General features: G+C 52.0%; 26 protein-coding genes and 1 riboswitch. Of the genes, 2 read left to right on the forward strand and 24 right to left on the reverse strand.

Features of this window, described 5'->3' with window-relative positions; translation table 11 throughout:
- Window positions 1–282: 282 nt before the first annotated feature.
- The 4 genes from MKY96_RS28625 to pth all read right to left on the reverse strand — a co-directional run bounded on the left by MKY96_RS28625 (window position 283) and on the right by pth (window position 5,857).
- Entirely contained in the window at window positions 283–1,332 is a 1,050-nt protein-coding gene (locus MKY96_RS28625; protein ID WP_340945759.1) for a peptidylprolyl isomerase, read from the reverse strand.
- Entirely contained in the window at window positions 1,319–4,843 is a 3,525-nt protein-coding gene (gene mfd / locus MKY96_RS28630; RefSeq protein ID WP_036723961.1) for a transcription-repair coupling factor, read from the reverse strand. Before mfd ends, MKY96_RS28625 begins: the two co-directional genes overlap by 14 nt.
- 132 nt (window positions 4,844–4,975) lie before the next feature.
- Window positions 4,976–5,206, reverse strand: a complete 231-nt coding sequence (locus MKY96_RS28635; RefSeq protein ID WP_036696405.1) for an anti-sigma-F factor Fin family protein — start codon at window positions 5,204–5,206, stop codon at window positions 4,976–4,978.
- 90 nt (window positions 5,207–5,296) lie between these two features.
- Complete coding sequence (gene pth, locus MKY96_RS28640; RefSeq protein WP_036723962.1) at window positions 5,297–5,857, reverse strand: aminoacyl-tRNA hydrolase; 561 nt, start codon at window positions 5,855–5,857, stop codon at window positions 5,297–5,299.
- An 85-nt stretch (window positions 5,858–5,942) separates the two neighbouring features.
- Here pth and MKY96_RS28645 point away from each other — a divergent pair, with 85 nt between their 5' ends.
- The gene (locus MKY96_RS28645; protein WP_379254216.1) at window positions 5,943–6,149 is read left to right on the forward strand and encodes a hypothetical protein; all 207 of its coding nucleotides are present in this window, start codon (window positions 5,943–5,945) and stop codon (window positions 6,147–6,149) included.
- 104 nt (window positions 6,150–6,253) lie between these two features.
- Here MKY96_RS28645 and MKY96_RS28650 read toward each other — a convergent pair whose 3' ends face one another.
- The 13 genes from MKY96_RS28650 to MKY96_RS28710 all read right to left on the reverse strand — a co-directional run bounded on the left by MKY96_RS28650 (window position 6,254) and on the right by MKY96_RS28710 (window position 18,971).
- Window positions 6,254–7,207: a ribose-phosphate diphosphokinase gene (locus MKY96_RS28650; protein ID WP_019914487.1), complete on the reverse strand. Its 954-nt coding sequence runs from the start codon at window positions 7,205–7,207 to the stop codon at window positions 6,254–6,256.
- A 108-nt stretch (window positions 7,208–7,315) separates the two neighbouring features.
- Window positions 7,316–8,716: a bifunctional UDP-N-acetylglucosamine diphosphorylase/glucosamine-1-phosphate N-acetyltransferase GlmU gene (gene glmU, locus MKY96_RS28655; RefSeq protein WP_340945764.1), complete on the reverse strand. Its 1,401-nt coding sequence runs from the start codon at window positions 8,714–8,716 to the stop codon at window positions 7,316–7,318.
- Window positions 8,717–8,958: 242 nt separating this feature from the next.
- A complete protein-coding gene (spoVG, locus tag MKY96_RS28660; RefSeq protein WP_036696395.1) occupies window positions 8,959–9,246 on the reverse strand; it encodes a septation regulator SpoVG in 288 nt (95 codons plus the stop codon).
- 209 nt (window positions 9,247–9,455) lie between these two features.
- A complete protein-coding gene (purR, locus tag MKY96_RS28665; RefSeq protein ID WP_036723965.1) occupies window positions 9,456–10,283 on the reverse strand; it encodes a pur operon repressor in 828 nt (275 codons plus the stop codon).
- A gap of 165 nt (window positions 10,284–10,448) precedes the next feature.
- Window positions 10,449–11,303 (reverse strand): 4-(cytidine 5'-diphospho)-2-C-methyl-D-erythritol kinase, encoded by an 855-nt coding sequence (ispE, locus tag MKY96_RS28670; RefSeq protein WP_340946788.1) that lies wholly within the window; start codon window positions 11,301–11,303, stop codon window positions 10,449–10,451.
- A gap of 158 nt (window positions 11,304–11,461) precedes the next feature.
- Window positions 11,462–11,641, reverse strand: a complete 180-nt coding sequence (locus tag MKY96_RS28675) for a small, acid-soluble spore protein, alpha/beta type (protein ID WP_036723967.1) — start codon at window positions 11,639–11,641, stop codon at window positions 11,462–11,464.
- A 226-nt stretch (window positions 11,642–11,867) separates the two neighbouring features.
- Window positions 11,868–12,143 (reverse strand): biofilm formation stimulator Veg, encoded by a 276-nt coding sequence (gene veg / locus MKY96_RS28680; protein WP_036696386.1) that lies wholly within the window; start codon window positions 12,141–12,143, stop codon window positions 11,868–11,870.
- 269 nt (window positions 12,144–12,412) lie between these two features.
- Window positions 12,413–13,321: a sporulation peptidase YabG gene (gene yabG / locus MKY96_RS28685; RefSeq protein WP_340945767.1), complete on the reverse strand. Its 909-nt coding sequence runs from the start codon at window positions 13,319–13,321 to the stop codon at window positions 12,413–12,415.
- Window positions 13,322–13,395: 74 nt separating this feature from the next.
- Complete coding sequence (rsmA, locus tag MKY96_RS28690; RefSeq protein WP_340945768.1) at window positions 13,396–14,280, reverse strand: 16S rRNA (adenine(1518)-N(6)/adenine(1519)-N(6))-dimethyltransferase RsmA; 885 nt, start codon at window positions 14,278–14,280, stop codon at window positions 13,396–13,398.
- The gene (rnmV, locus tag MKY96_RS28695; protein WP_036696379.1) at window positions 14,277–14,828 is read right to left on the reverse strand and encodes a ribonuclease M5; all 552 of its coding nucleotides are present in this window, start codon (window positions 14,826–14,828) and stop codon (window positions 14,277–14,279) included. The genes rsmA and rnmV overlap by 4 nt, the downstream gene beginning before the upstream one ends.
- Before the next feature lie 161 nt (window positions 14,829–14,989).
- On the reverse strand, window positions 14,990–16,150 hold the full coding sequence (locus tag MKY96_RS28700; RefSeq protein ID WP_340945769.1) for a 3D domain-containing protein: 1,161 nt from the start codon (window positions 16,148–16,150) through the stop codon (window positions 14,990–14,992).
- 286 nt (window positions 16,151–16,436) lie between these two features.
- Window positions 16,437–16,663: riboswitch (cyclic di-AMP (ydaO/yuaA leader) on the reverse strand.
- 199 nt (window positions 16,664–16,862) lie between these two features.
- Window positions 16,863–17,633 carry a TatD family hydrolase gene (locus MKY96_RS28705; protein WP_036723976.1) on the reverse strand — a complete coding sequence of 257 codons (771 nt, stop codon included), beginning with the start codon at window positions 17,631–17,633 and terminating at the stop codon, window positions 16,863–16,865.
- A gap of 54 nt (window positions 17,634–17,687) precedes the next feature.
- A complete protein-coding gene (locus tag MKY96_RS28710; protein ID WP_340945773.1) occupies window positions 17,688–18,971 on the reverse strand; it encodes an HD domain-containing protein in 1,284 nt (427 codons plus the stop codon).
- Between the two features lie 275 nt (window positions 18,972–19,246).
- Here MKY96_RS28710 and MKY96_RS28715 point away from each other — a divergent pair, with 275 nt between their 5' ends.
- Complete coding sequence (locus MKY96_RS28715) at window positions 19,247–19,501, forward strand: AbrB/MazE/SpoVT family DNA-binding domain-containing protein (RefSeq protein WP_019914502.1); 255 nt, start codon at window positions 19,247–19,249, stop codon at window positions 19,499–19,501.
- A 994-nt stretch (window positions 19,502–20,495) separates the two neighbouring features.
- Here the strand turns inward: MKY96_RS28715 and rsmI are convergent.
- From rsmI to MKY96_RS28750, 7 genes are all read right to left on the reverse strand, one after another.
- The gene (gene rsmI / locus MKY96_RS28720) at window positions 20,496–21,401 is read right to left on the reverse strand and encodes a 16S rRNA (cytidine(1402)-2'-O)-methyltransferase (protein ID WP_076082757.1); all 906 of its coding nucleotides are present in this window, start codon (window positions 21,399–21,401) and stop codon (window positions 20,496–20,498) included.
- A complete protein-coding gene (locus MKY96_RS28725; protein WP_200869522.1) occupies window positions 21,398–22,174 on the reverse strand; it encodes a tRNA1(Val) (adenine(37)-N6)-methyltransferase in 777 nt (258 codons plus the stop codon). The genes rsmI and MKY96_RS28725 overlap by 4 nt, the downstream gene beginning before the upstream one ends.
- Before the next feature lie 62 nt (window positions 22,175–22,236).
- Window positions 22,237–22,599 (reverse strand): DNA replication initiation control protein YabA, encoded by a 363-nt coding sequence (gene yabA / locus MKY96_RS28730; RefSeq protein WP_036723981.1) that lies wholly within the window; start codon window positions 22,597–22,599, stop codon window positions 22,237–22,239.
- A gap of 31 nt (window positions 22,600–22,630) precedes the next feature.
- Complete coding sequence (locus MKY96_RS28735; protein WP_036696365.1) at window positions 22,631–23,431, reverse strand: PSP1 domain-containing protein; 801 nt, start codon at window positions 23,429–23,431, stop codon at window positions 22,631–22,633.
- A 150-nt stretch (window positions 23,432–23,581) separates the two neighbouring features.
- Window positions 23,582–24,556 carry a DNA polymerase III subunit delta' gene (gene holB, locus MKY96_RS28740; RefSeq protein WP_036696363.1) on the reverse strand — a complete coding sequence of 325 codons (975 nt, stop codon included), beginning with the start codon at window positions 24,554–24,556 and terminating at the stop codon, window positions 23,582–23,584.
- A gap of 16 nt (window positions 24,557–24,572) precedes the next feature.
- Window positions 24,573–25,016 carry a YaaR family protein gene (locus MKY96_RS28745; RefSeq protein WP_036723982.1) on the reverse strand — a complete coding sequence of 148 codons (444 nt, stop codon included), beginning with the start codon at window positions 25,014–25,016 and terminating at the stop codon, window positions 24,573–24,575.
- A 5-nt stretch (window positions 25,017–25,021) separates the two neighbouring features.
- Window positions 25,022–25,351 carry a cyclic-di-AMP receptor gene (locus tag MKY96_RS28750; RefSeq protein WP_036723983.1) on the reverse strand — a complete coding sequence of 110 codons (330 nt, stop codon included), beginning with the start codon at window positions 25,349–25,351 and terminating at the stop codon, window positions 25,022–25,024.
- Between the last annotated feature and the right edge of the window lie 75 nt (window positions 25,352–25,426).

Raw genomic sequence — 25,426 nt, forward strand, 5'->3', positions numbered from 1 at the left:
TAAGATGTATGGTCCAACTACTGTCCATTATGGGAATGGTTAATCCCGGTGATTTATCGTAATATCTGACCATAGTATTCATCTCTTCCCAGTTCCTTATACATCCGTCAGTCCGCATATAATTGTTCATGGAGAATGAGAACGCCCCGGCCCGGCATCATTCCAGTTATGATCACAAATAGTCATTTCTATACCGCCGCAGTATTTTCCCCGTTTTGCTCTATTACGGCAAAAAAAACCGCCCGGATGCATGGCGCATCAGGCGGCTTGTCCAGCCTAAATTTATTTAGCGGCTTCTGTAGCAGCCGGTGTATCTGTAGCGGCTGGCGTGTCACTGCCCGCAGCCGGAGCCGGTGTGGCTGTGGCTCCCGCGCTGCCTGCAGCAGCAGAGCTCTTCGGCAGATTGATTTTAATCTCCAGACTATCCAGTTCCTTCTCCAGGAAGGTCTCCAGGCTGGCAGAAGCGGCAGAGTTCTTCACAGCCTTCAGCTGGTCGGCAGTCAGCGTATCGAAGGTAGTGTCCTTGCGGGCTTCCACCTTGATAATGTGATATCCGTAGGTAGTCTTGACCGGCTCACTGATCGTATTCAGCGGAAGAGAGTGGGCTGCAGCCTTGAACTCTGCTACATAATCTACCAGTGCCTTGTCCTTGTATTCACCGCCGGTTTCCTTCGTGCCGGTATCATCCGAGTATTCCTTGGCAACGGCTGCAAAGTCCGCCCCGCCATCCAGCTTCGCCTTCACTTCCTGGGCGCGCTTCAGCGCATCGGCATCCGTCCGCTCTTTACCGGCGCTATCGGTCAGGCCCACCAGGACATGGCGCAGAGTAGCCACGCTATAATCAGCCTTGGTGGCTTCATAATGGGTCTTGACCTGCTCGTCCGTTAATTTCAGCAGCATGTCCTGATATACGGTAAGTACGCGCTGCATATAGGAACGCAGGTCCGACTCGCTTAGATCCTGTTCCTTCAGCGTGCTCTTGTACTTATCGCCCAGCGCAGTCTTGATAGAGCCGATCTGAGTATCGACTTCTTTCTCTGCAGCCTTCTTCGCTTCATCTGTGGCCTTGTCCGCCAAGTATTCGAACGCGACCTCCTGTTTCAGGATGGACTCCTTGAACATATCGATCTCCAGATACTGCGCCTGCTCGGGGGACAGGAATTTCATTACGCGGGTATCCAGATTGAATTCCTTCTGGGTAATGGTGCCGCCCTTATACGTTGCCACCGCAGTATCATCACTTTTATTGCTGCAGGCAGCAAGCATGGAGAAGGACAGGGCTGCGGTCAGCGAGACCACCAGTACCTTCCAGGATTTTTTATTTAACGACATTGTGTAATTCTCCCTTCGATTTTAAAGACTGTTTGGCTGCCGCCAGGAATTGCTCCAGCACATCCAGCAGCTCCTTGTCACCTAAATCCTTCGCTTTGATCCGGATCGTTGCCTTGGCATCCTTATCAAATTGTACACGCCTTTCGAAGCTATTACCAACTTTGGCGAGCTTTGCCGTATCAAACGCCCCGAGGCTGCCCTCGTGGAAATTAAGCAGGGCATCATCCCCGCGCCGGACCATGGATTCCATGCCGTACAGCTTGCCATACACCTTCAACCGGGCCACAGAGAGCAGATTAATAACAGCTTCCGGCAATTCGCCGAACCGGTCCAGCAGCTCATCCTCAAGCTCGGAGGCATCTTCGAAGGAAGCCACAGCAGCAACCTTCTTATAGATTTCTATTTTTTGGATACTGTCGTAAATATACTCGGAAGGAAGATACGCGTCAATCGACAAATCAATGACCGTATTCCCCTGCTTCAGCGAAGTATCCTCCTCGCCAAGCACGCTCACCTTGCGTTTGCGGATTTCCTCCGCCAGCATCTGTGAATACAGGTCGAAGCCGACCGAGGCAATGAAGCCGTGCTGCTCCGCCCCCAGCAGATTGCCTGCTCCCCGGATGGAGAGATCGCGCATAGCAATTTTGAAGCCTGAACCGAGCTCGGTGAATTCCTTGATGGACTGCAGGCGCTTCTCAGCCACCTCGGTCAGCACTTTATCGCGCTGGTAGGTGAAGTAGGCATAAGCAATCCGGTTGGAACGGCCGACGCGTCCGCGCAGCTGATAGAGCTGGGACAGACCCATTTTGTCAGCATCGTGAACAATCAGTGTATTTACATTAGGAATATCGACACCGGTCTCTATAATACTGGTGCTAACCAGCACATCATACTCTCCGTCCAGGAAGTCGAGAATCGTCTTCTCAAGCTCCGATTCCGACATCTGTCCATGCCCGATACCCACTCTTGCCTCCGGCACCAGCATGGAGATCTGCGCCGCCATTTCCTGAATCCCCTGTACACGGTTGTACAGATAATAGACCTGCCCGCCACGGGCCAGCTCGCGCTCCACTGCTTCCCGGGTCAGCGTCTGGCTATGCTCCACCACATACGTCTGTACGGGAAAGCGGTTCTCCGGTGGTGTCTCAATAACTGACAAGTCACGCACCCCGAGCATCGACATATGCAGCGTGCGGGGAATCGGTGTGGCTGTCAGAGTCAATACATCGACATTGGTCTTCAGCCGCTTCAGCTTCTCCTTGTGGGTCACGCCGAAACGCTGCTCTTCATCGACAATCAGAAGGCCGAGGTCCTTGAAGACCAGATCCTGTGATAGCAGCCGGTGTGTGCCGATAATAACATCCACTGTCCCCTGGCGTACTCCCTTGATCGTCTCATTCTGCTCCTTGCGGCTGCGGAACCGGCTCAATACCTGAATATTCAGCGGATAATTGGCGAAGCGCTCACGGAAGGTCTCGTAGTGCTGCTGCGCCAGAATCGTCGTCGGCACGAGCACAGCCACCTGCTTGCCCTCTATAGCAGATTTAAAAGCAGCCCGGATCGCCACCTCTGTCTTGCCATAGCCTACATCACCGCAGAGCAGCCGGTCCATCGGACGGTTCTGCTCCATATCCTTCTTGATCTCTTCGATCGCCCGCAGCTGGTCACGGGTCTCCTCATAAGGGAACATCTCTTCGAATTCGCGCTGCTCCTGCGTATCCTTCTCGAAGCCATAGCCAAGCGCGCTCTGGCGCTCTGCGTACAGCTTGATCAGATCATCGGCGATATCCTGAACCGAGCTCCGTACCTTGCTGGTCACCCGGGTCCATTCATTGCCGCCCAGCTTATAGACCTTCGGCTCCTTATCTTCCGAGCCGACATATTTCTGAATCAGGTCAATCTGTTCAATCGGAACAGAGAGCTTGTCGCCTCCAGCATAGAGGATATGCATATAGTCGCGGTGAATGCCGCTGACCTCAAGCGTCCCGATGCCCATATATTTACCGATCCCGTGATTCTGGTGAACCACATAATCCCCGATCTTCAGCTCGGTATAGCTCTTAATCCGTTCGGCATTATCAATGCCCTTCGAGACCTTACGCGCCTTGCGCTGCTTCTGCGAGAACATCTCACCCTCAGTGATCACCGCGAGATGAATCGAAGGAAGCTCGAAGCCGGAGCCCAGGTTACCCTGCAGGATCGTCGGCTCCTCGATGCCATAGTCGTCCAGTACCCGGCGGATACGCTCCATCCGCTCCTCGCCATTAGCCAGCATGATCACCTTCACGCCGGACTTGTGCCAACGCTCCATCTCGGACTTCAGCACATTCATCTGGCCATGGAAGTCCTGCATTCCGCGGCTGATGAAGCCCAAGATATTCTGTGGCTGAATATGCGGAACCTGACGCAGAAATATCGACATAAACAGGCTCTGGAACGGACGCTGGTACATAATAACCTCGCTGTCGACAGAGAGCTGCAGCTCAGGCAGCGTCTTGCCGTTCTGCAGCAGGTGCAGATTCCATTCCGACTCATCCCGCTCCAGCTGCTTGGCGGTCTCCAGAAGTCTGGCCGGCTCATCCAGGACAAGCAAAGTATCCTGAGCCATATAATCATACAGATGAATACGTTCAGGGTAGAGCAGACTGATATATTTATAGACTTCCGGGAAATAGGTGCCCTGCCGCAGCATCTCCAGCTCCCGGCCCATCTCCTCACGCAGACGCAGCTTGGCCTGACGGTCACTCATCTTCTCAAGCTGCCGCTCCAGCATTGCAGACGCAGCGGTAGAAGCCGCATCCTGGCGGAGCTGATCGAATATAATCTCCTTGGCCGGTGTAATCTTCACACTGCGGACCTTATCGATGGAGCGCTGATCCATAGGATCGAAGGTGCGGATAGAGTCTACCTCATCATCAAACAGCTCCACCCGGTAAGCCAGTGGAGAGGTCATGGGATAGAAGTCGATAATACCGCCGCGTACACTAAGCTCACCGCGGTTCTCTACCCGCTCCACCCGCTCATAGCCCATCTCAATCATGGACATGAGGAAGTCATCCAGTGGTAAGGTTCCGTCCTGAGAAACCGTAAGCTGGGCTTCAGCCATGACATGCGGAGCGGGGAGCAGCCTCCGAACGCCGGAGTAGGGAACGACTACGATTCCCCGGAAGCCCTGGGCGCAGCGCGTAAGCACATCAATCCGCTGGGCCAGCGTCTCCGGGCTTGAGACAGCGGCCTCAGCCGCCACCAGCTCATTCGCCGGGTAGAGCAGCACTTGCTCCGGGGAAAGCGCTTCCTGCAAATCATCAGCCATCTTCTGGGCTGAGAACATATTATGGGTCACAACCAAGAGCGGACGCTGCGTCTCCTCATGCAGGGCAGCCAGCATGATTTGTCTGGCCGAGCCGGACAGACCGGAGATAAGCTGTTCCTTCATCCCTGCTGCGATGCCACGGGTGACAGACTGGAAATCAGTATCCTTGGAAAAAGCTTCTATAAGACCTTGTAACAACAGGTGCACCTCTCTTACTAAACAGGCTGACAGCGGCAATGCCGCTATCACCTATTATAATTGGAATCGAAAACAAGCCTCAGCGGATAAGGCCAAGGCTTGCGGATGACGATAGAGACAGGCGCTTCCACCTTACTGAAGCGGACTGGCCAGCAGGCTGAGCTCGGGGTTGTTATCCAGCGCCTGCTTGCAGTAATCGCAGGTCACCTTCACCGTAATCTCGCCTTCTGAATCATACGCTATGATATCTCTGCGCTCCGCAGGGGTCAAGGATTGCAGCCCCAGCTGCATCTCTGTAATATCGCTTCTGCCAATGCTTCCCAAGAACGTCCGGCAGTGCCTGCATACATAGTGTATTGCCATCTATATGCCTCCTGAAGGTAGTATATACCTTCAGTATGCCCCGCCCGGGAGGGCTTTAGCCGCAGGGTCCTGAACCCTATGCCTTGTATTTCATCCGTTGAATTTGGCCATGGTCTGTTCAAAGGTATGCTGCAGGCTATATTCCACAGCATCGCAAGTATCACTTATCATGCTCTCAAGCCTTGCTCCATCCTTCTTGGCGAAGGTAGATAGTACGTAGTCAACTATAGCAAAGCCCGGCTCCGGACGGGATATGCCCATCCGCACCCGGTTGAAGCTCTGGGTGCCCGTATGCTGAATGATGGACTTGATGCCATTGTGCCCGCCGGCACTGCCTTGATAACGCAGCCTGATCTTACCCAGCTCCGTATCCAGGTCATCATAGACCACAATCATATCTTCCAGCTGGACCTTATAATAATCCATATAAGCCCGTACCGCTTCCCCGGACAGATTCATGAAGGTCATCGGCTTGATCAGCACCGTCTTCACACCGCCGATCATCCCTTCACCGATTACCGATTTGCATTTATTCTGGTTAAAGGCAATTCCGTGTCTGGACGCAAGCTCATCGAGGGCCATGAAGCCGACATTATGCTTGGTCTTCGCGTATTGCGTTCCGGGATTCCCGAGTCCAACAATCCATTTCATATTTAAGGTTTTTCCTTTCCGCCCGGTACTCTCAGCAGAAGAGTTCCGTTTTTGGTACAATAAGTTTATACTCCGGAGACAGGTGATGAACATGCCACATCAGGGCGATATCTTAACACTGCAGCGCCATTTCCAGTACCATATTCAATATGCTGTGCCTGTTGAAGTCTATAGGGGGAACGCGCACGTAGACATCGGTGTGATTACAGCGGTGGACGAAGGCTTCGTAGAGCTGCAGGGTACGCTGTACAACCGCAGCCTCTTCACCTTCATCTCCCGTCCGGGATATTGAAGCTTATACGAGCCTTTAGTCCCTCCCGCTGCATCACGCCGATAAGGGTTACACCTTCCGCTTGACGAAAGGTGTAACCCTTTTTCTGCTGATCTGCCTGCGGCCTATTCGATTTCGAACAGCTTACTGATCGACAGCTCTTCATGCACGCGAATGATAGCTTCGCCCATAAGCGGGGCCACGGACAGTACCTTGAGCTTGGAGGTCGGGTTGCTGCTGCGAATTGGAATGGTATCCGTCACGATAATTTCTTTGATCGGAGAGTTTTCCAGACGTTCATGCGCCGGACCGGATAATACAGGATGCGTACAGCAGGCGTAGACTTCTTTCACGCCGCCTTCCATCAGAGCATTGGCTCCCAGAACGATCGTTCCTGCCGTATCGATGATATCATCGATCAGGATCGCCGTTTTGCCTTCAATATTACCGATAATGTTCATAACCTCACTGACGTTCGGTTCAGGACGGCGCTTGTCGATAATCGCCAGCGGAGCATTAAGGAAGTCAGCCAGCTTTCTGGCACGCACCACGCCCCCATGGTCAGGAGAGACGACCACCGGGTTCTGAATTTGCTTCGAACGGAAGTATTGAGCCAGAATCGGAACACCCAGCAGATGATCCACAGGAATGTCGAAGAAGCCTTGAATCTGCATCGCATGAAGGTCCATAGTAATGACGCGATGTGCACCCGCCTTCTCAATCAGGTTCGCTACCAGCTTGGCCGTAATCGGATCACGGGAACGGGCCTTACGGTCTTGACGGGCATACCCGTAGTAAGGAATTACGACATTGATGCTCTTCGCGGAGGCACGCTTAAGCGCATCTACCATCACCAGAAGCTCCATCAGATTGTCGTTCACCGGTCCGCAGGTGGACTGTACGATATAGACATGACAGCCCCGGACACTCTCCGACAGCTTAACCTGAATCTCTCCGTCACTGAAGCTGGTCGTATGGGACTCGCCCATCGGAATGCCGATATAATCAGCAATCTGGCTGGCCAGCTTAGGATTGGAGTTGCAGGTGAAAATCTTGAGTTTGGAATCACAATAAGTCATAAAATATAAACCCTCCGTGACGGAATTTAACTGGCCAAAGCACCGGCGCGGATGTGCAAGAAGTCCGTCCGGCGCTCTAAGCCTACAGCTGCTTTCTGCTTACACGCTTTACGATGGACTATGCTGGTCTTTCTTCGCCTTGGCCCGGGAGCGGATCTTCTCTGCATATCCCGGCTTATTCTCCTGCCTTGCTCTGGCAATCGCCAGATCGTTCTCCGATACCGGACGCGTAATCGTGGAACCGGCGACAATGAATGCGCCCTTGCCCACTGTAACCGGAGCCACAAGGTTCACGTTGCTGCCGATAAAGGCATCATCGCCAATCTCGGTTCTGAACTTATTATAGCCGTCATAATTAACGGTGATCGCGCCGCAGCCGATATTGACATTCTTACCGACCTCAGCATCACCGACATAGCTTAAATGAGATACCTTGGAGCCGTCGCCGATTGTAGCATTCTTGATCTCTACGAAGTCGCCGACCTTAACACCCTCACCCAGAACGGTACCGGGACGTAAATACGCAAAAGGCCCAACGGAAGCCCGTGTGCCGACCTGAGCCTGATTCAGCACGGAATGCTTCACAGCCGCTCCGTCCATAATCACGCAGTCTTCAATTTCACTTGCCGGACCAATCACACAATCTTCGCCGATCACTGTCTTGCCCTTGAGTACCGTGCCCGGATACAGCACAGTATCTGCTCCAATGACAACATCTGCTCCAATGTAGGTTGAAGCCGGATCGATGATAGTGACTCCTCCGAGCATATGACCCCGGTTGATGCGCTGACGCATATAGCCTTCGGCTTCAGACAACGCCAGTCGGTCATTCACACCAATGGACTCTGCTGCATCATGGGCCTGATAGCCCAGAACGATATCGCCCTGCGCCCGGAGTATGCCGATAACATCCGTCAAATAATATTCCTGCTGGTTGTTGGTATTCGTAACCTTCTCGAGAGCAGCAAAGAGCTTCGCGTTATCAAAACAATACGTCCCTGTATTAATCTCGTTAACCGCAGCTTCACTCTCTGTGCAATCCTTCTGTTCCACAATCTTCAGCACTCCGCCGTCTTCGCCGCGGATAATCCGTCCATATCCGGCAGGCTGCTCCATAACAGCAGTAAGGACTGTTGCAGCAGCATTCTGCGCTTCATGCAGCACCATCATGCCTTCGAGTGTCTCGCTCATGACAAGCGGCGTATCTCCGCAGATGACAATGGTGGTTCCTTCTTCGCTGCCCAGAAGATCCTTGGCCTGCTTGACGGCATGGCCGGTTCCAAGCTGGACATCCTGGAGCACATATTCGGCATCCTCGCCTAAGTATGCCTTAACCTTCTCGGCGCCGTGGCCTACAACAACTACATTACGCTGGCATCCGGTTGCCTTCACTGTATCAAGCACGTGCCCTACCATCGGTTTACCGCAGACAGGGTGCAGTACCTTGTATAATTTAGATTTCATGCGCTTGCCTTGACCTGCAGCAAGTACAACAGCCATTCTTTTCAAGAATGCCAACCTCCCACTTCTTGAACTCACTACTGAATATATCTCATTCCGGGCAAAAAGAAAAGAGAACCATGCAGGCATGGTTCCCTTTTCTTCGAACCCCAATAAAATCCCCCACAATGTGGGGCTTTGGCTCCGAGGCTGACCCGGGTACTTTGCGGGGACCCCGAAACATATAAAACGGTATGGCCTATTGCCGCCCTGGGGAGGCAGCAACTTCCAGAGAGTCAGCGGTTCACCGCTTAAGCTCCCTCTTCAATAACTTCCTCTTCTTCCGTAGCGGCACGTTCGTACTCGGCCAGAACCGCAGATTGAATCTTCTCGCGCGTTCCCGAAGAAATCGGGTGTGCGATATCGCGGAATTCTCCGTCAGGTGTACGCTTGCTGGGCATTGCAACAAACATCCCGTTATTCCCGTCGATGACGCGAATGTCATGAACAACAAACTCGTTATCGATTGTAATGGATGCGATTGCTTTCATTCTCCCCTCAGAGTTGACGCGGCGGAGTCTGACATCCGTAATTTGCATGTGTGTGTTCACCACCTTTTTCCATCAGAGACTTGGTGTATAATTCCACACAGCAAAGCGAATTCCTTCTTTTTCATTCCAAATAATGCCTGATTAAGAAGATTATTTTTGCAGAATCGTCGATTTCGACAGATTTCGTGCAGTTATCTTAAGAATCCTCACAGTTTCGACATTATGCGCGACTTTTCAGAACCGGCACTATCCCTCGTTCAGGAGGAGAAATAGTTGCCCGGAAACGCCGAAATACGCCGCACCTTGGAGTCCACCTCTGTCAGCTTCACCAGCGACACGTAGTCATGCAGCAGACGTTCTTCATTCTCCACGTCGCCGGACTCTACGAGCACGCCTACACCTGCGACCTCTGCATTGAACTCACCCAACAGATCGACCATTCCGCGTACGGTGCCGCCCGCCTTCATGAAGTCATCGACAATCAGCACCCGGGATTTCTCGCGCAGTGCCCGTCTGGACAGGGACATCGTATGGATGCTCTTATGGGAGCCCGATACATAGTTGATGCTTACAGCCGAGCCCTCGGTTACCTGATGGTCACGGCGGACCAGCACGACCGGCAGCCCCAGCTGCGCTGCCGTTGCGTACGCCAGCGGAATCCCCTTGGTCTCCACCGTCATGACGACATCAATCTCCACGCCGTAGAAGGCGGTGGCAATGATCTTGCCGGCCTGCTCCATCAGGGACGGGAGGCCGAGCAGATCCGACATATACAGATAACCGCCGGGCAGTATCCGGTCGCTCTGCTCAAGCTGCCCGCACAGACGGTTCACGAAGGCAAGCGCCATATCCATAGGCATGCGCGGAATATAACGCACTCCGCCCGCTGCCCCGGCCAGTGTCTGCAGCTCGCCCATTCCTTCGCCTTCAAATACCTCTTTTATAATAGCCAGGTCCTCGCTGACCGATGACTTCGCCGCACCGTACCGCTCTGCAAAAGTGGACAGAGGCAGCAGATCGTGCGGCTTCTCCAGTAAAAATTGGGTCATGTCAACTAACCGTTGGCTTCGTTTAAGTTTTTTCACGGAACGCTCCTCGCCTTATAAGCTGAATTTAAGAATAATGCATGCTTGCTTCTTAAATTCACTTTATACAAAACCGAATATTACTATGAATAATATCATTATTGTACGGATTTACACAAGCGAAAACCGCTCTGCCTCCGTGATTAGAGGATGGTCCTGCTCCGCTTAGCTCAGCGAACGCACTGCATAGACTTCCTTGCAGAATCCGCGCAGCCCGTTATAGATTCTCGCCACCTTGGAGTGCTTGGAGACAAGGCCAAATACGGTCGGACCGCTCCCCGACATCAGCACGCCGTCCGCTCCCAGCTTCAGCATCGCTTCCTTGAGCTGCTGCACCTCAGGGTGCAGCTTCAGAGTCACATCCTCCAGCACGTTGCCAAGGCCCTCACAGACGGCTGAGAAGTCACCGGCCTCCAGAGCCTGCTGCATGCGGAGCGCGGACGGATGCACCGCTATGTTGCCGGCGCGTACGCGTCCGTATACCTCAGCCGTCGATACATTGATCGGCGGCTTCGCCAGGATGACCCACATTTGCGGAGGATTCGCGATTTGGGTCAGCCGTTCGCCCCTGCCCGTAGCCAGGGCAGTGCCTCCTGTGACGCAGAACGGGACGTCTGAGCCCAGCTCAGCGCCCAGCTCCTGCAGCTCCTGCACCGGGATGCCCAGGCGCCAGAGCCGGTTCAGGCCGCGCAGCGTAGCCGCGGCATCGCTGCTGCCGCCGGCGAGGCCGGCAGCCACCGGAATTCTTTTGTCCAGATGGATATGTACTCCGCTTCTGACGTTATACCGGTCCTTGATCAGCCTTGCCGCCTGGAAGGCCAGATTCTTCTCATCCAGCGGAATATATCCGGCCTGGCTTGAGATAATAATCGAATCCCGCTTCAGCTCCGACAGCTCCAGACGGTCCGCCAGATCGACCATTGTCATTATCATTTCCACTTCATGAAATCCGTCAGCCCGCTTATGCAGCACATCCAGCATCAGATTAATTTTTGCCGGTGCCTTCTCATACATTTTCAAGGCGTTCACCCACCCTCAGCTTTTCCCGTACAAAACAACTTAACATATTATATGAGAAACTGACAGTGAAGTCCATTAAATAAACATCCGGTTCTATGATGCAGAAAAGGTACCGCCCGCAGGCGATACCCGGTGCGGCATAACACCGCTATAGCCGCTTACAATTTCCGCGCAGCAGCCTGCTCTGCCAGCTGAATCGCCCGTTTCACCATATTCCCGGCGTCGACTGCCCGGATTCCGCCCCAGCCCTCCTGCTCAACCGTTTCGTAGAACCCAAGCTCCTTGGCCAGCTCCGTCTTCAATTCCTCGGACATCATGCTTCGTCTTCTGCGGCTCATTACGAATTCCTCCCTTGTATGCTGCTCTATGATGAACGTACTGCCTATGTAGTATGCAGCCGGGAGGCCAGTGTCATGCAGCATAATTCAGGAAGACCCCCTACATGCAAAATAACCCCACAAAGTGGGGCTTTAGCGTAGGTGTTGACTCAGGTTCTTTGCGGGGACCCCAAAACATAAAAATTCTATCAAAAAACAGCCCCCCCGCAGGGAGACTGTCATGACGCTAAGCTTTGATATACATAATCCGCATCTGCCCATCGTCTTCGGTAACTGTGATTTCCACAGATTCAGTAAGTATATCGGCATAGCTATAGGAGACACGCTTGAATGTCTGCTGCTCCTGATCGAGTTTGACAATAAATACAGAAGGGTACGTTTCTTCCAGGACACCGGTGCGTTCAACGGTCTTCCGACGGCCACCGTTAGCCCGCAACGTGATCTTATGACCGACGTGAGCTTCAAGACTGCGTTTAATTTCTAACAGCGCGTTATTAGCCATTACCTGACGACCACCTCTTTCCTTGTCCATTATACAACCTCTATAACCACTTGTCAAATTAAATAAATAATTATAGATGATGAGAAAAAAGTTGTCAACGGAATTTTTTTAGACGGGGATATTCCTGACTTAAGCACCTTGTTATCAGTAATGATGACTGGCTGCTCCCTAACCCATCTTGTGTCCTAAGCGGCTTCCGTGGCAGCAAAATAGGATAAGCACGAATGCTTACCCTATTCCTTCCGCCTGTTCAGTTATCACTTGAATGGTTACAGCACCGAAGGCGCTACCTTCAGCGTAGCCAGGTTCTGCAGCTGAGGCATTCCGATCCGGAAGCTGCCCCGCGTCTCTATTCCGCCCATACCCTGATTGCCGCTGATCGTATGGCTCAGCACATCGCTTAAGTTCACCGTATCCCGGATAGAGGTAAAAGAGGCCTTGGCCGCGATATACACCGGGTCCAGGGCATGAATGAGTATTCTGCCCGGGGAGCTGGCGAAGTTGGCACCATTGCCCAGGAGAGCCTCGAAGTGCGACTGGCAGGCTCCGGCTACAATCGTCAAAGCATCGAAATTCCGCTCATATTCACGGGCCACCCGGATGGCTGCCACAAAATTCTGTGAATTCTTATAGCTGCTCAGACTGTACAGATCATAATTCTGCTGTTGCTTAAGTACTCCATCATGGCCGGTAATCACTACGATATCGGGACGCACACGGGGCAGCAGACGGTACAGCGTCTCCGCCATTTTGGATTCGTTGACATGATGTCCCTCCGCCGGTATGCGCAGCTGCTCGTAGAGGCTCAGGCTCTTCTTCAGATAGAGTGCATCACCATCCAAATGCAGGACCTTACCCGGCACTTCAAAATAAGCCGCTTCCTTCGGAGATTGGCCCCAGGTTCCCGTGGACCCCGACACGCTCTCTCCGCTTCGCTGGCTCTGCACCTGCCGGTCTTTACGCAACCAGGTTAGAGATTCTGTTGCCTTGATCTGCGCACGCGCTCCCCGCTCGGTAACCCGTGTAGGAGGCACCTGAACCAGATCCTCCAGCGGGGAATCCGCCAGCAGACGGAACTCCGTGCCTTTAATGACTGCTCTATTCTGCAATATATTGTCTACCCGGAAGGTCACATCGCCGCCATAGGATTTACGAATGACCAAGTCTCCTAGATTCATCACAACACCACCTCTACCCCATGTTATGGGCAAAGGCCCCGGTTGGTTCATCCGCCGGGAGGGTTTTCTGTATTCTATGCGATGCCTGCGGCCAGAAGAACCGCACTGAGCCGTGCATACTCCTCAATGCTAAGCGTCTCGCCGCGCCGCGAGGGTTCAATGCCGGCTTCGGAGAGCAGCGCCTCCAGGCGCTCCCGCCCTTCTTCCGGGAAAAAGCGTGCCTTAAGATTATTGGCAATCGTCTTGCGCCGCTGGGTAAAGGACGCCTGAACCACACCAAAGAAATGCTTCTCGTCCGCTACCTCCACCGGAGGACGTTCTCTGACCTTCAGCCGGATCACAGCCGATTCCACGTTAGGCTGCGGGATGAACACCGTACGCGGCACCATACAGACCAGCTCAGGCTCGCTGTAATACTGGACGGCAATACTCAGGCTGCCATACTCCTTGCCGCCCGGAGACGCCGCCATACGCTCGGCAACCTCCTTCTGGATCATGACCACGATATTATCCAGCGGCAGCTTCTCCTCCAGCAGCTTCATGAGGATAGGTGTAGTCACATAATACGGCAGGTTAGCTACGACACTAACCCGGTCCCTGCCCGCGAAATCCTCAGCGAACAGCTCCTGCAGATTCACCTTCAGCACATCGTCATTACGGATCTTTACATGGGGATAAGGCGACAGGACATCCCTAAGAATCGGAATCAGCCTGCGGTCAATCTCTACCGCAGTGACGGCCCCGGCCGTCAACGCCAGCCGTTCCGTCAGTGCTCCGATCCCCGGCCCAATCTCAAGCGCACCGGCTGTGCTGTCCAGACCGGCGGCATCCACGATTTTGTCCAGAATATTCTGATCGATCAGAAAGTTCTGGCCCAGGCTTTTTTTGAAGGAGAATCCGTAACGCTGAATTATCGCTTTGGTTCTTGTTGGGGACGAGATATTCTCGATACCGCTCATGAAGTAATGCCTCCCTGATCAATTTGGGCGAGGGCCTGCGCGAACTCTTCGCGGGTAATGCCGAACATCGCCAGACGTTTGTACAGCTGTTTGCCATTGCAATAACCGATACCGAGCAGATTGCCAAGCTGCATTCTGCGCTCAGCCGCCCGGGGATGCACCATCAGCCCTGCGGCCATAAGCTCATCCAGCCCGATGATGGGCGGCGCCCCCTCGAAGGAGGTATGTACATGCTCCAGCGCATGGCGGATAGCCTCAGGCGAAGCATTCTCTATTCCGATATCTCCTTTGCGCGTTGCATCCTTCTCCGGGATGAAGGCATGCTTGCAGCCCGGCACCTTGGCCGCGACGATTTTGCGGATTCGCTCTCCGGCATGATCCGGGTCGGTAAGAATGATTACACCCCGGCGCTCCATGGCCAGCTTGATCTTGGCAATGACCCTGCTATCTACTGCCGAACCCCCGGTTTCAATCGTATCGGCCTCAACCGCCCGCTTAACGGCAACGGTATCACTTTTCCCTTCAACCACAATTAGCTCTTTAATCATAAATATTTTTACTCCTTACTCCAGAACGCAAAAAGAAGAGGATTCGCTCCCCTTCTTTTTGGCTAAAGAATGTATAAGTGATGAGCGGCAGCTCTCTGAAATTTCGTAAGTGCTTCCCTCACTATATCGTATTAACCGCTAATTTGCAAAAGACTTTACGTTTAGTTCAGCTCCGGCTTCACAGGTCCGATCACATAGAGTGTGCGCGACTTGCGGCCGAAATTACGGGCATGACTCAGTGAATCGTAATAGACATCCACCTTGTTGCCTTTGATGGCACCGCCGGTATCCTCTGCTCGGCGAAACCCTAATCCTTCAATGTACACCCACCAGCCGATTGGTATAACCCTAGGATCTACAGCAATAGTGCGGCCTTCCGTTACGCGTGTGCCGGAGGCAGTACGTGTTCCAATACCCGGTTCCTGCGACGAATACGCGGTCATGGATACGTTTTTGATCATTCTTTTGTACTCGAAATCCACACCAGCCTTACTGGTAACATTGCTGGCCTTTGCGCTCGCTTTAGATGACTTGGAGGTTGTTACAGGTTTGGAAACTTTGGCAGTAACTACGACGGGCTTAGGAAGCGGCTTGGTTCCAATGGCAATGACTTTGTCCTTGGTAACCGTCTGTACTTCCTTGCCGATCATGCGCATGGATGCCAGCTCGCCATCTTGATAGATCTTCTCGATGTGCTGGACCATTACGCCAGGCTTACCTGCCTGTGCCACTCTTACGGTTCCCTTGGTCAATGAGGGGTCTGCTGTCTTAATGACCCGGAAAGGCAAATTAGTTGTCCGTTGAACCACATGCTTGTTAATCCGGACAATTTTGATTTCCATGTCTGCAGATACTGCGGTTTCTAGCGAAGGGTAAATCTTGTCTAAGCCTTCCAGGCTGTAGCCCAGCTTGTCGATGGCCTGACCAATGGTATCCTCGGTCGTAAATAACGTCTCGGTCTTTCCGTCTACGGTAAGAGCGAACTTCTGCGCAGTGTTAATCACGATACGGTCGCCGTCTTTTATTTCATCACTAAGGCCAATAGATAATTCATCATGCGCCTGCAGCGAAATCTGTTCCTTAGCCAGCACATCACTGAACAGCGTTTCCCGCGTCTCCAGTGTCTGTACCTGTCCGTCTATTACTAGGGTAATTTCTTTTTTGCTCTGACCGTGTACGTACAGCAGTATTAACAGTGCGATAACAATCGATGCCACACCGGCAAGTAAAACTACGCGGGGATTCACTTGCTTCAACCGTAATGCGAAAGACCTGCTGGATGATTGCGAATCATGGGATACCTCTGGTTGGAATACGCCCACTCTTTCCATCCTCCTTACATAGCCCCGTCGTCTAAGTTAGTTCAAGGTGACTGTATCACTTCTGACGAAACTAGGTTTGAGTTTGCAACAGGATACGCCCGCACTTGCTTCAGCGTTTCCTGCTCATGGATCGCCTGCTCGGCATAGTTACTCCGGAGATCTGTTATATAACAGTATGCCGGGAGCATTCTCATTATTCAAAACAAAAGAAGCCTAAAAAGAGCTCATAGAGGACTCTTTCGTGGCTTCCCGGTGTCGAATACGTCGGAATGCTTATGCACGAGGTTTCCTCTCTTACTTGCGCTTACGGGGTTAGCTGTCGGGTTCGGACATAAGAGAGACGCCCTATCTCAGGTCACCCGCTCACGGCGGTTGCCCTCAAATTCACCCCAAAGACCACGTAAAGAAATCAAATAATGCCTGCGGCAATTCTGCGTTGTACTCTGTACGTTCATGCGGCAGCGCATTATTGGTTCCCCCGTTCTCCATACGGAGACTCAGCGAGACGATCCATGAAATTAGTGACTGTCACAGTTACAACAGCTCACTGCACTGAAAAGATGATATCCTGTTTTGATACATGTTGTAAAGGACGATTCAACCACGTTTACGTAAAAAAATGATTAAAATATTGTAATAATCGGCCGTTTTTCCGTCATAAAAGTTTAATATATCCGCTATACTTCATTTTTCACCGCTTTTACTCCTGTTTTCAGAGTATCCCAAATCGTTCCAGTGCGTTCGCATACGTAATTTCCGCCAATTCCTGTAATTCAATCCCTTTTATTGCCGCGGCCGCCTCCGCTACCAGCCTCACATGAGCGGTCTCATTTCGCTTGCCCCGGAAGGGGTGCGGAGTCAGATATGGGGAGTCGGTTTCGATCAGCAGCCGGTCCAGCGGAGTCTGGGCAAGCACCTCTTTGGGCACCCGGGCATTCTTGAACGTAATCGGTCCTCCAAAAGAAAGATGGAAGCCCAAATCAAGACACATCTTGGCACTTTCCCAACTCCCGGAGAAGGAGTGCATTACCCCGCCAACCTCGCCCGCCTTCTCCTCGCGGAGTATACGGATCACATCTTCATGAGCATCACGGTTATGAATGCTGATTGGCATCTTCAGCTCACGGGCCAGCCCGATCTGCTTGCGGAATACTTCATGCTGCACATCCTTAGGAGAGGTATCCCAGTAGTAATCCAGCCCAATCTCGCCGATGGCAACCACCTTGGGATGAGCGCATAAGGAGGCGATCCATTCCAGGTCTCCGTCCTTCATCGTGATGGCATCCTGGGGATGCCAGCCAACGGCTGCATAAATATAATCATATTTCTCGGCAAGCTGCATGGTGGTCGGTATCGTATCCCGGTTAAAGCCGATGTTGATCATCTTGCTGACGCCGGCTTCCAGCGCCCTGGCAATGACCTCTTCGCGGTCTTCGTCGAATTGTGGAGCATCCAGATGGGTATGGGTGTCGAATAACTGCATTACATTACATCCTTTCGGCCTGTTGTTGTATCTATAATTCCAAGCATGATCTGATTATTTGGCAAAAATCTCTGCGATGGACGGCGGCAGCTGTGGAAGGGCTTTCTGCAGTCTGTCCTGCGGAAAATACAGATGGTATCTGCCGCGGTGAATACCACTGATAGAGCGAACAATATCCGAGACCTCCGAGATTTCCCTCAGCCGGTCATGCTTGTCCAGAAGCAGGATCTGCTTGCTGTCAAAGCCGTCTCCCGGACGGAACACATCATAGGGAAGATCGGTGGGATAATCAATTTCCAGATCATAATCGGGCCGGAGTCCCGCACCGGCGAAGCTGCGGCGGATTTCGTCAATCGTGTCAGAATCCAAATGCTCCATCTCCACATATTTATACAGTTTACGATGGATAAACCGGCTGCACAAGTCGCTCAGGATGTCATCCTCCTCCAGCGTCCACTGCATGAAGGCAGTCTGCATCAAGGCTTCATCCAGCAGCAGGTACTGCCCTACCGTTACCTCTCCGCTGAACAGATCACTTAAGGGCTCGATCATGAAGCGGAAGGCATGCTGCTGCTGCACCAGCTCCTTGGCCCGGCGGAGAATCTGCCTGAGAATAATCTCAGAGCTGCGGGTTACCGGGTGGAAATAGACCTGCCAGTACATCTGGTACCGTGACATCAGGTAATCCTCAATCGCATGCATCCCTGATTCCTTCACAACCACCCGGCCGTCATAAGGGCGCAGCATCCGCAGAATCCGGTCGATGTCGATGGTTCCATAATTTACTCCTGTATAATATGCATCCCGGAGCAGATAATCCATCCGGTCCGCATCCAGCGGTCCCGACACCAAATTGACAACAATTTCATGCTCATAGGTTTTGGAGATGACCGAGGCTACTTTACCGGGGAAATCTTCGGCCACATCACGCAGAATAGCCGTAATCTCTGTATCCTCCAGAATGATACGGCAGGTCCATTCTTCATGATCCATTTCGAAAGCTTCTTCTATAGAATGGGAAAATGGGCCATGCCCCAAATCATGCAGCAGTGCCGCACACAGGGTAAGCAGTCTCTCCTCCGGCATCCAGTCCTTATAGCCGCTACGTTCAAACTGGGAAATAATCCTCCGCGTAATCTCATATACCCCCAGAGAATGGGAGAACCGGCTGTGTTCCGCCCCGTGAAAGGTCAAATAGGAGGTGCCCAGCTGCCGGATGCGCCGCAGACGCTGGAACTCCATAGTATTGATCAATCTCCAAATAATAGTGTCCTGTACATGGATGTAGTTGTGGACCGGGTCCTTAAATACCTTCTCTTCTGACAGCGGTTGCTTCATGAAATCATCTCCTTTTCTTGTTTTATATAATATATTGTCGCTCTTTGTCGAATATTAGCGATTCATATACTGCCAAATCGACAAACATCTTCATTAGCTTTTTTAGAGTGATTTGCCCGATCAAACGCGGAATAAATGTGGTCTCAAAAGATTCCTTAAAATTAGCCTGAAAAAAGGTTGACTGTTTTGGGAATGGTTGGTATTATAAATATCATAAAACAGTGAAGAATGTCGAATAATGACGCTTTTGAACATTGAGAGGAGCAACGATTGTAATGATGAAATCAACAGGAATTGTACGTAAGGTAGATGAGCTTGGACGGGTCGTTATTCCAATTGAATTGCGTCGCACCCTAGGCATTGGAGAAAAAGATGCGCTCGAAATTTACGTGGACGGTGAGCGGATCATGCTTAAGAAATACGAGCCTGCTTGCATTTTCTGCGGTAATGCTGAGAATGTAACTTACTTCAAAGGTAAAATTGTTTGTCATGAATGCATTTCGGCTATCCCTACCCCTGTGACAAACTAAAATAAATAGGGTATAATAGGAACTAATCCAATTGTTAATTCTAACCTTTTTATATCTCCTTGGCCTCCCGTTCGCGCGGGAGGTATTTTTTTGTGTGTACCCTCCCAAACCCTTCCTACAGGGAGGGCCCCAAGGGCCCCGGCCCTCTGGACACCCGGAAGCTTGGCGGATCTCTGCAGCGGACGCGGAAGGAAGCGGGGTTCGGCGGTGGACCGGCCCTTTTCGGACTCCCTGCGGTGATCCCTCGGGCCTTGCCATACGAAGGGTTTCGCCATAGGCAGGTGCCTATGGCGGCTGCGCCGGGTGCTTCCGTGTCACAGATGAGCGTAGAACGCTCTCCCTGCGGGATACGCTTTACTATAGAGTGACTAGCGACTTGGATGCTGGATGGTTACTGGCTGCTGACTTTCTTTTTGCCAGAACTTGCTATGTGGAGCGACTAGTACAGTGTCAGATAATGAAACCCTATCATCCCAAAAAATCTAACGGACCGAAAAGACCTTATTCCCACGAGAACGTCACCTTTTGCAGCGTAACGGACTCAGGCGACCTTATCATCCTTCTACGAGTCGTTTTGGAGCTGAATTGCAGGGGATAAGGTCCTTGGGGTCCGTTAATCGCCCAAGTGACGACTTTCTTCCCGGATAAGAGCACCTCAGTCCGTTACGCTAAGCCAAACGCCCCTAAGGTGAGAATCATTATATAAGAAAAATGGTCTTGAGAAATTTGGATAACTGTATTCTGTACAGCTATTTATTGCTAAAACATCCATTTGATCATTATAAGTGTACTTTGAACACTTATATCCACATAATTCTTCCAAAAGATTTATTTTCCTATACATATAAATGTATAAACTACAACTATAATCAATAAATGGAACAAGACAATCCATATAAGTGTACGAAATACATTTATTTCATTGGGTAATCAGATGGTTAAACCCATCTTTAGGTTTTTACTGGAATTGTAATAACTACAACACCACAGTGTTCTAACTCCGCTCCAGGAGTTCATTATAAATATCTCGCTTGGACAGGCCACGGTCGGACGCTGCCTTTTTCATCGCATCCTTACGTGTTAAACCTGAAGCCTCATAGTGGGCTACATGCTCCCCGGTACTAAGCTGACGCCACCAGGAAGACTCGGCCAGCTCGGCCTCCTCCTTGCTCTCTCCCTCAAGCACAATTACGTATTCGCCAAGCGGGGGATGCTCCTCCAGCCAGGCCAGGCACTCCTCAATGCTTCCGCGCAGGAACTCCTCATACCGCTTAGTTAACTCACGGGCCAGTGTGATCCGGCGGTTGCCGAAGGCCTCCTGCAAATGAACAAGGGTCTTGGCCACGCGGTGCGGCGATTCGTAGAAGAGCAGTGTCCCTTGGGCAGAACGCAGAGGTGCCAGGACGGCCCTTATATCCTTGCGCTCTCTAGGCAGGAAGCCGACGAACGTGAAGCTGGCGGTAGGCAGTCCTGAGGCAATCAAAGCCGACAAGGCGGCATTCGCTCCAGGCACCGGAATCACCGGAATCTGATGGCTGACAGCCAGAGCTACCAGATCGGCACCAGGGTCGGAAATCGCCGGCAGACCGGCATCGCTGACGAGTGCCAGATTTTTACCTTCTATTATATAGCGTATCAGCTCCGGCCCACTGGCGGCCTTGTTATGTTCATGGTAACTGAACAGCATGGACGGTGTTATTTCAAAATGGCTCAGCAGCTTACGCGTCTGCCTCGTATCCTCAGCTGCGATAATATCGCATTCCTTCAGCGTGCGTACTGCCCGGTAAGTCATATCCTCCAGATTGCCGATCGGCGTAGCCACCAGATACAGGCATCCGCATCCTTCGGGCTTCGCTCCGTCATGGTTATTTTGAAAGCTGCTTTGGCATTGTATGGTCATTGGCTCGTATCCTCTTTGTTTCCGTAATAAATATCCATAATCTCGGGGCAATATTGATTGTCCTCATTATATACGATTAAAGGCGGTTGTAAACGCACCTCCGGCTTCCCGTCACGCGCGGCCTCGATCAGAACCATATTCGCTTCCAGATGGGCGCGGGGATGTACAAAGCGGATCAGCTTCGGTTCCAGCCGGTGCTTCCGCATCAGACTGATAATATCCACGAGGCGCTGCGGCTTATGCACCATGCTGACTTTGCCTCCGGTACGGACCAGCCGGACACAGGCCTGAATGACCTCCTCCAGGGTACAACCGATTTCATGGCGGGCCATCGCCTGATGGGAATTCAGCTTCAGATCGCTCCCGTTCAGCGGCATATAAGGGGGATTCACCGTGATCGCATCGTATACGCCATAGCCCGCTGTAAGATGAAGCTCCCGCAAATCGCCCTCATGAATCTGTACCCGCTCCTCCAGACCGTTAAGCGATACACTGCGCCGGGCCATGTCTGCCAGACGGGGCTGAATCTCGATTCCTTCAATAGAAGCCTTCGTCCGTGTAGTCAGGAGCATAGGAATTACTCCGTTACCCGTACACAGGTCAAGCACCCGTCCGCGCGGCGGTACACTGGCGAACCGTGCCAGCAATACGGCATCCATCGAGAAGCTGAACACTTCGTCACTCTGGATAATTCTCAGATCATGGGTGAGCAGGTCATCGACTCGTTCTGCTTCATGTAAGGGTACAGGTGTATTGTTCATTGAATGGGTCATTGTAATCTCCTTCTCTACATTCAAAAAAACCGTAGGCGACAATCTCCTACGGCTGGATATCCTCATTTATTAAGAAAAGAAAGGCAGAACAGACAATCGCCTTCCGTCCGCAAATGCCCAAAGTAGACATTACAGATGTGGAAGCCTTCGTGATACAGCCGGGCCAGATTATCGTAGCCTTCCCCGACAACCTCCTCTTTCCCTTCGGCAGCAAGTATAGCCTCCGCCTCCGCAGACAGTGCGGCCTTATCTACAGGCGCTTCCCTTTTCAATATGATACGAAGTTGCTCGTTCTCCAGACTCAGCTTCTGATTCGCTTCCATCAGCTCTTTGACCGTCTGCTTCCAATCGCCCAGAGTGGTGCGCATTTCATCCATCTGCGCTTCCATCTCCTGCATGTGTGCAAATATATTTTTCTTCTCCAAGTTTCCACCCCGAAAGTAACCTTATAATGGTTTACTTGACGACAACATCATCCATTGGAAGTTCTTTAACTTTGCCCACTTCAAACAGCTGCACATGAACCGTGCGGCTGCCGGCATTGATACCGACTACCTTGCCGTCACCCAGTGAAGTAACGACCATTTTGCCTACAGCCGGCATTTCTTCCTTCGTGCTCTCATAATTATCATGCTCAAACTTCAGACAACACATCAGCCGTCCGCATAATCCCGAGATCTTGGTCGGGTTAAGCGACAGATTCTGATCCTTCGCCATCTTGATGGACACCGGCTCGAAATCGCCAAGCCAGGAGGAGCAGCAGAGCACCCGTCCGCATGGGCCTAATCCACCCAGCATCTTGGCTTCATCACGCACACCAATCTGCCGGAGCTCAATGCGGGTACGGAAAATACTGGCCAGGTCCTTCACCAGCTCGCGGAAATCCACGCGGCCCTCGGCCGTGAAATAGAAAATAATCTTGTTACGGTCAAACGTAAACTCCACATCCACCAGCTTCATTTTGAGGCCATGATCGCGGATTTTATTTAAACAGGTGGTAAAAGCGTCCTTAGCTGCACCTTTGTTCTCTTCCACCACGCGCGCGTCGGTTTCACCGGCAATGCGCATGACTTTCTTAAGCGGCAGTACAACGTCAGCTTCCTGCACCTCTTTTTTGCCAACGACAACCTTACCGTATTCGACCCCTCTTGCAGTCTCGACAATCACGCATTGATCGCGTTCAATCGGGAAATCAAGCGGATCGAAATAATATATTTTACCCGCTTTTTTGAAGCGGACACCTACTACGCTGTACAAAAATTAACCCCCTTGTTTGACGGTAAAGGAACCCTTAAGCAAGACTGCTTCCCTGATGATCCATGCTTGTCCTTCCTCGTCCGCTATACCCGGTCTTTCCAGGTGCTGAGGATTATATCCCGGAGGATCTATTATAAATAACCCGAGCCTCTAGCTTTCCAGCCGGATTAAAAACTGCTCCAGACACAGCTGGGCATTGGCATTGGAACGCAGCTTCCGCTTGCTCTCCGCCGCATATTCCATATAAGCCACCCACTGCTGCGTACTCCTCTGACGGGCAGCCCTCGAAATAAAGTCTAACTGATCTATGAAAACGATACTTTCGTGCTTTCGGTACAGGAAGTAGAGCATATCTTTGAACCATAAGTGGAACATGCTGAATAGAGTGTCCAAATGTTCACCAAGTCCGGTCTTGAACAGCTTCGAACCCGCGGTTGCTACCGCAGTGCTGCCCTTGCCCAGAGACTCCTTCGCTAATTGTAACACTAGATTTCTCATTTCTGCAAACCAATTCTGTGCCAAAAGTTCCCTGCAGCCGTCAAGACCGGCCGTCAGTGATACCGCGCAACGTGCAAGCGGCACTGGAACCCCTTCTCCAGACAACGCCTGCAGCATAATATCCGGATGCAGCGGGCTAAACGGAATGCGCTGGGTTCTGGACTGGATCGTCGGAAGCAGGGAACTGCTGTTATCCGAAATCAGAATACCGACCGCCGGGGCAGGCGGCTCCTCCAGAAATTTCAGCAGACTATTGGCGGCTTGCACCGTCATTTTGTCCGCTCCTTCTATAATATAGACCTTCGGGTTAATCCCTTCCGAGCGGTAGGAAAAAACACGCTGAAGCTCACGAATCTGGTCGATCTTAATGCTGGCCCCGTCGGGACGCAACAGGGTGAGATCAGGATGATTGCCATGCTCCACCTTGCGGCATTCCAGGCACTCTCCGCAGGCATCATCTTTGCTGGCGGTACAGAATATCGCCTGGGCGAACGTCAAAGCCATCTTCACCTGCCCGCTGCCTGCCGGACCCGTGAACAGATAGGCATGGCTGACCGCATCCTTGCGTAAGGCATTCTGAAGCAGCCGCTTGGCGTCCTCCTGGCCTAATAGTTCATGAAAAGACATAGGTTCCTCCAAGTTGTCAGAAAGAAAGGTTAATCAGCAGCCCGCGAATCTCTCCAACCCGTCCCAGGAGATCGATCCGGCCCTGCTCGCTGTCCAGCAGATCATCCGCCATATTCAGCAGAGCGGCATCAACCTCTTCGAGCAGCTTGTAGCGTTTGCCACGGCCCCGCCGGTCCCAGCCTTTGGTGTCCTTCAGGATCACTCCGCGGCGGGCCGTCTCCTCCAGAAACCGTTTGATCAGGTTCCGATAGATGGATAGCTCACGCACAGTCATGGATTTGGAGAGCCGGTCGCCTTGCAGCTGGATATCTTTGATCTGACGGTTCAACTCATCTATAGTTTTCTGCTGGCTTTGCTGTTGAAATACATCGTTGAAGTTTTTTTGCTGGACCGGACGCCTCTCAGCCTCCGTGGTCAGCATTTCGCTTTTTAAGGGCCTGTAGCCCGGGTTGATCTTCATTATGCTCAATAATGCTCGAAACGATCGACGGGAAGTACGAATACGGTAGCTCCGCCCACCTGCACTTCAACAGGAAGCGGCAAATAGGAATCTGTCGTGCCGCTCATCGGCGTTACAGGAGTGACCAATTGCTCACGCACTTTGCAGCTGTTACGGATTACACTGAGTACGGCATCCACCTGAATATCATCTACCCCAATCAAAAAGGTAGTGTTACCCGCACGGAGAAATCCGCCTGTACTGGCCAGCTTGGTGGCACGGAAGTTCGCCTTCACCAGTTCACTGGATAGCCGGTTGCTGTCTTTATCCTGGATAATTGCAATGATCAAATTCATCTTCGTATCCCCTCCTATTAGTTATGTTCACAGGCTTTCCGCACAACATCGATTCAATCTGCGGAGAAGCCCTGT

The organism is Paenibacillus sp. FSL R7-0302, assembly GCF_038006885.1.
In the GTDB taxonomy this organism is placed as follows: domain Bacteria; phylum Bacillota; class Bacilli; order Paenibacillales; family Paenibacillaceae; genus Paenibacillus_AQ.